Origin of the sequence: Rhizobacter sp., assembly GCF_031412075.1 — a bacterium.
In the GTDB taxonomy this organism is placed as follows: Bacteria; Pseudomonadota; Gammaproteobacteria; order Burkholderiales; family Burkholderiaceae_C; genus Rhizobacter.
The window spans coordinates 1-3510 of the sequence record NZ_JANOCG010000248.1; the positions used below are offsets into that span (position 1 = coordinate 1).

Below are 3510 nucleotides of genomic sequence, written 5' to 3' on the forward strand. Positions count from 1 at the left end.
CCGACAGTCCAGCCTCGTCCAGCGACAGGGGCTTCTCAAGGAGAACGTGCTTTCCCGCTATCAGCGCCTCCAGCGCTATGGGGGCATGTGAATCGTGGCGAGTGGCAATGATCACTGCATCGATGTCTCTGTCTTGCAGAACCTCATGGAAGTCGGTTGTGCAGTATTCGGCGTTGAAGCGCTTGGCGGTGGTGGCGGCGTTGTGGCCGGTCCGGCTGGCCACTGCGCGCAATTGGAAGTCAGATTGCAGCTCGAGGATGTTGGGCAGGTGCATTCCCTTGGCAAAACCTCCAGCACCGATGAGAGCGAGGCGAATGCGGCTGCCGCTGGTTGTCGTATGGGCGGGGGTGAGGATGACGCGCCGTGTGGCAATGGCTTGCTTGTGCGGGTAAGAGAGCAGCAGCATCAGTGGCTTTTCGGCGCTTTCCTGCAGAGATTGGTAGGCGGTAGCGACCTGTTCAATTGGATGAATGGCGCTTATCAGCGACTTGAGATTTATGGTGCCGTCGCCTATCAGGCGCAGGTACTCCTGCATGTTGCGGCCTTCGGTCCAGCGCACATAGCTCACCGGGTAGTCGAGACCGCCTTCTTCGTATTTGGCGTCGTACCGACCGGGACCGTATGAACTCGAGATCAGGAAGTCCAGTTCCTTGGCATAGAAGTCGGCTCGCTGGAGGTCCAGACCCACATCACCCACCAGGACGACGCGAGCCTTCTTGCGGCACATGCGAAAGGAGGCCGACACGATGGCGTCGGACGGACTGGCTGCGGTGATGATGACGCCATCGGCGCCGGTTCCGCCGGTGATCCGCGCCACTTGAGCCACGTCGTCAGCGTCATCTGGGTGCACGCCCCAGCTCATTCCATGACTTTCAGCTAGTGCAATGCGGGACCTGTCGAGATCGACTCCGATGACGCGGCAGCCGTTTGCCTTGAGCATCTGAACGATGAGCTGGCCGAGGATGCCCAGTCCGATGACGACGAAGGTTTCCCCCAGCGTTGGCGATGCCCGACGAACGCCTTGCATGGCAATGGCGCCCAGTGCGACTGACGAAGCAACGTCCAACCCGACCGCATCGGGGACGGCCACCACAAGGTTCTTGGGGACTCGGACCACTTCAGCGTGAAATGCGCACTGCGCGCCAGCGCAGGCGACACGGTCGCCGGGAGCAAACTCGTCGACGTCTTCGCCAACCTCCAGCACGACACCGGCCCCTGAGTAACCTGTGGGCAATTCAACCGCCAGGCGCTCTTGCACCAGCTTGCGCGTCTGAGCCAAGCCGTCGGTCATCAGCATGTCGACAACCTTCTTGACATGCTGAGGTTGCCGCATTGCCCGTTTCCACAGCGGCACGCCGGAGGACTTGACGCCAGACATCTCGGTGCCGATGGAGATGCACGAATGGTCCATTCGAATGAGCACGGTGCCTGCTTCAACCAATGGGGCGGGCACTTCCTCCAGATGGACTTTGCCGCCGCTGACAAGCACCTGCCTCATTGCCCTTTCTCCCGGCTTTCGACGACGGATGGGTCAACGTGGATGGTCAGATCGATGCGACGATGGTTCGCGACGATGTGAGGGGGCTCAGCGTGAAGGAATGAAATCATGTAGTGGGGAAGGCTGTGATCGGCGTCGGCGGCGACTCAGGCAATGACCGCAGTAGAGGGAGACAGGTGCTGTCCGTCGCGGTCTTTTGCGGAGAGCGTTGGCTCCATGCCCGCGTCGGGCCACTCGATACCGATGCCCGGATCGTTCCAAGCGATACAGCGCTCGTGCTCAGGTGCGTAGTAGTCGGTCGTCTTGTACAGAAAGTCGGCCGAGTCGCTCAGCACCAAGAAGCCATGGGCAAAACCCGGTGGCACCCAGAGCTGTTTGTGGTTCTCTTCCGAGAGCTCCACTCCTACCCACTTACCCAAAGTCGGTGAGGCTTGGCGAATATCCACCGCCACATCAAACACTGCACCGCGCACCACCCGCACCAGCTTGCCTTGTGGTTGTTGGACCTGGTAGTGCAACCCCCGCAACACCCCCTTGGCACTACGACTGTGGTTGTCCTGCACGAAATTCACATCAAGACCTGTGGCCTCGTTGAAAGCCTTCTGGTTGAAGCTCTCGAAGAAGAACCCGCGCTCGTCGCCGAACACCTTGGGTTCGATGATCAGCACGTCGGGGATGGCGGTGGGTGTGACTTTCATCGGAGCACCGGGTCCTTCAGCAAACGCACCAAGTACTGGCCGTAGCCGTTCTTGAGCATGGGTTGCGCCAGCGCCTCCAGCCTGGCGCTGTCGATCCATCCATGTCGCCATGAAATTTCTTCGGGGCACGCGATCTTCAGGCCTTGACGGTGTTCCAGCGTGGCGATGAACTGGCTGGCTTCGAGCAAGCTGTCGTGGGTGCCGGTGTCCAGCCACGCATAACCGCGCTGCATGATCTGCACGTTGAGCTGACCGAGGTCCAGGTAGGCCTGATTCACGGCGGTGATCTCGAGTTCGCCGCGGGCGCTGGGCTTGATCGCCTTGGCGATTTCCACAACCTGCAGGTCGTAGAAATACAGGCCGGTCACGGCGTAGTTGCTTTGCGGCTTGGCGGGCTTTTCTTCGATGCTGCGCGCTTTGCCTTGTGCGTCGAAGGCCACCACGCCGTAGCGTTCGGGGTCGTTCACGTGGTACGCGAACACGGTGGCGCCGCTGGCCTGTTTGTCGGCGTCGCCCAGCAGCGTGGTGAAGTCGTGGCCGTAGTAAATGTTGTCGCCAAGCACCAGGGCGCTGGGGCTGTTGCCCACAAAGTCGGCGCCGATGATGAAGGCCTGCGCCAAGCCGTCGGGGCTGGGTTGCACGGCGTACTGCAGGTTCATGCCCCAGGCGCTGCCGTCGCCCAGCAGTTGCTGAAAGCGCGGCGTGTCTTGTGGTGTGCTGATGATCAACACGTCACGAATGCCGGTGAGCATCAACGTGGTCAACGGGTAATAGATCATCGGCTTGTCGTACACCGGCAGCAACTGTTTGCTGATGGCCAACGTGGCCGGGTGGAGGCGGGTGCCCGAGCCGCCGGCAAGGATGATGCCCTTGCGTTGTGTCATGTGTCTTGTCTCACAAAATTTCGGCGAGCATACGCCGCACGCCGTGTTGCCAGTTGGGTATCGTCAGGCCAAAGGTCTGGCGCAGGCGCGTGGTGTCCAGGCGCGAATTCATCGGCCTGCGAGCGGGTGTGGGGAAGGCGCTGGTGGGCACGGGCGCCACTTCCTGGGCTTTGATCGCCAGGTCGGGCTTGAGCGCGTGAGCCGTGTCGAGCGCGAAGCGGGCGTAGCCATTCCATGTGGTTTCGCCGGAGGCTGCAAGGTGGTATGTGCCGCAGCAAGCGTTGTCGCGCAGGGTCTGACGGATGGCGTGGGCCGTCACGTCGGCGATCAACTCGGCCCCGGTGGGCGCGCCGAACTGGTCGTCAATCACGGTGAGCTTCTCGCGCTCTTGTGCCAGCCTCAGCATCGTCTTGGCGAAGTTGCCGCCGCG

The 3510-nt window shown here is 61.4% G+C and carries 4 protein-coding genes; all 4 read right to left on the reverse strand.

All coding sequences use genetic code 11. The features are described from left to right. Positions 1-1498, reverse strand: a 1498-nt coding sequence (locus RMO40_RS08690) for a Gfo/Idh/MocA family oxidoreductase (protein WP_309719160.1), incomplete at its 3' end; no start/stop codon positions are given. Between the two features lie 146 nt (positions 1499-1644). Then, positions 1645-2196, reverse strand: coding sequence for a dTDP-4-dehydrorhamnose 3,5-epimerase (gene rfbC / locus RMO40_RS08695; protein WP_309719162.1), 552 nt, complete (start codon positions 2194-2196; stop codon positions 1645-1647). After that, positions 2193-3080, reverse strand: coding sequence for a glucose-1-phosphate thymidylyltransferase RfbA (rfbA, locus tag RMO40_RS08700; RefSeq protein ID WP_309719165.1), 888 nt, complete (start codon positions 3078-3080; stop codon positions 2193-2195). Before rfbA ends, rfbC begins: the two co-directional genes overlap by 4 nt. 10 nt (positions 3081-3090) lie before the next feature. Further along, on the reverse strand, positions 3091-3510 hold a 420-nt coding region (locus tag RMO40_RS08705), incomplete at its 5' end, for a sugar nucleotide-binding protein (protein ID WP_309719168.1).

Coding starts and splice junctions, on each gene's coding strand:
- rfbC (WP_309719162.1), bottom strand. CDS start 2,196: ATGAAAGTCACACCCACCGCCATCCCCGACGTGCTGATCATCGAACCC.
- rfbA (WP_309719165.1), bottom strand. CDS start 3,080: ATGACACAACGCAAGGGCATCATCCTTGCCGGCGGCTCGGGCACCCGC.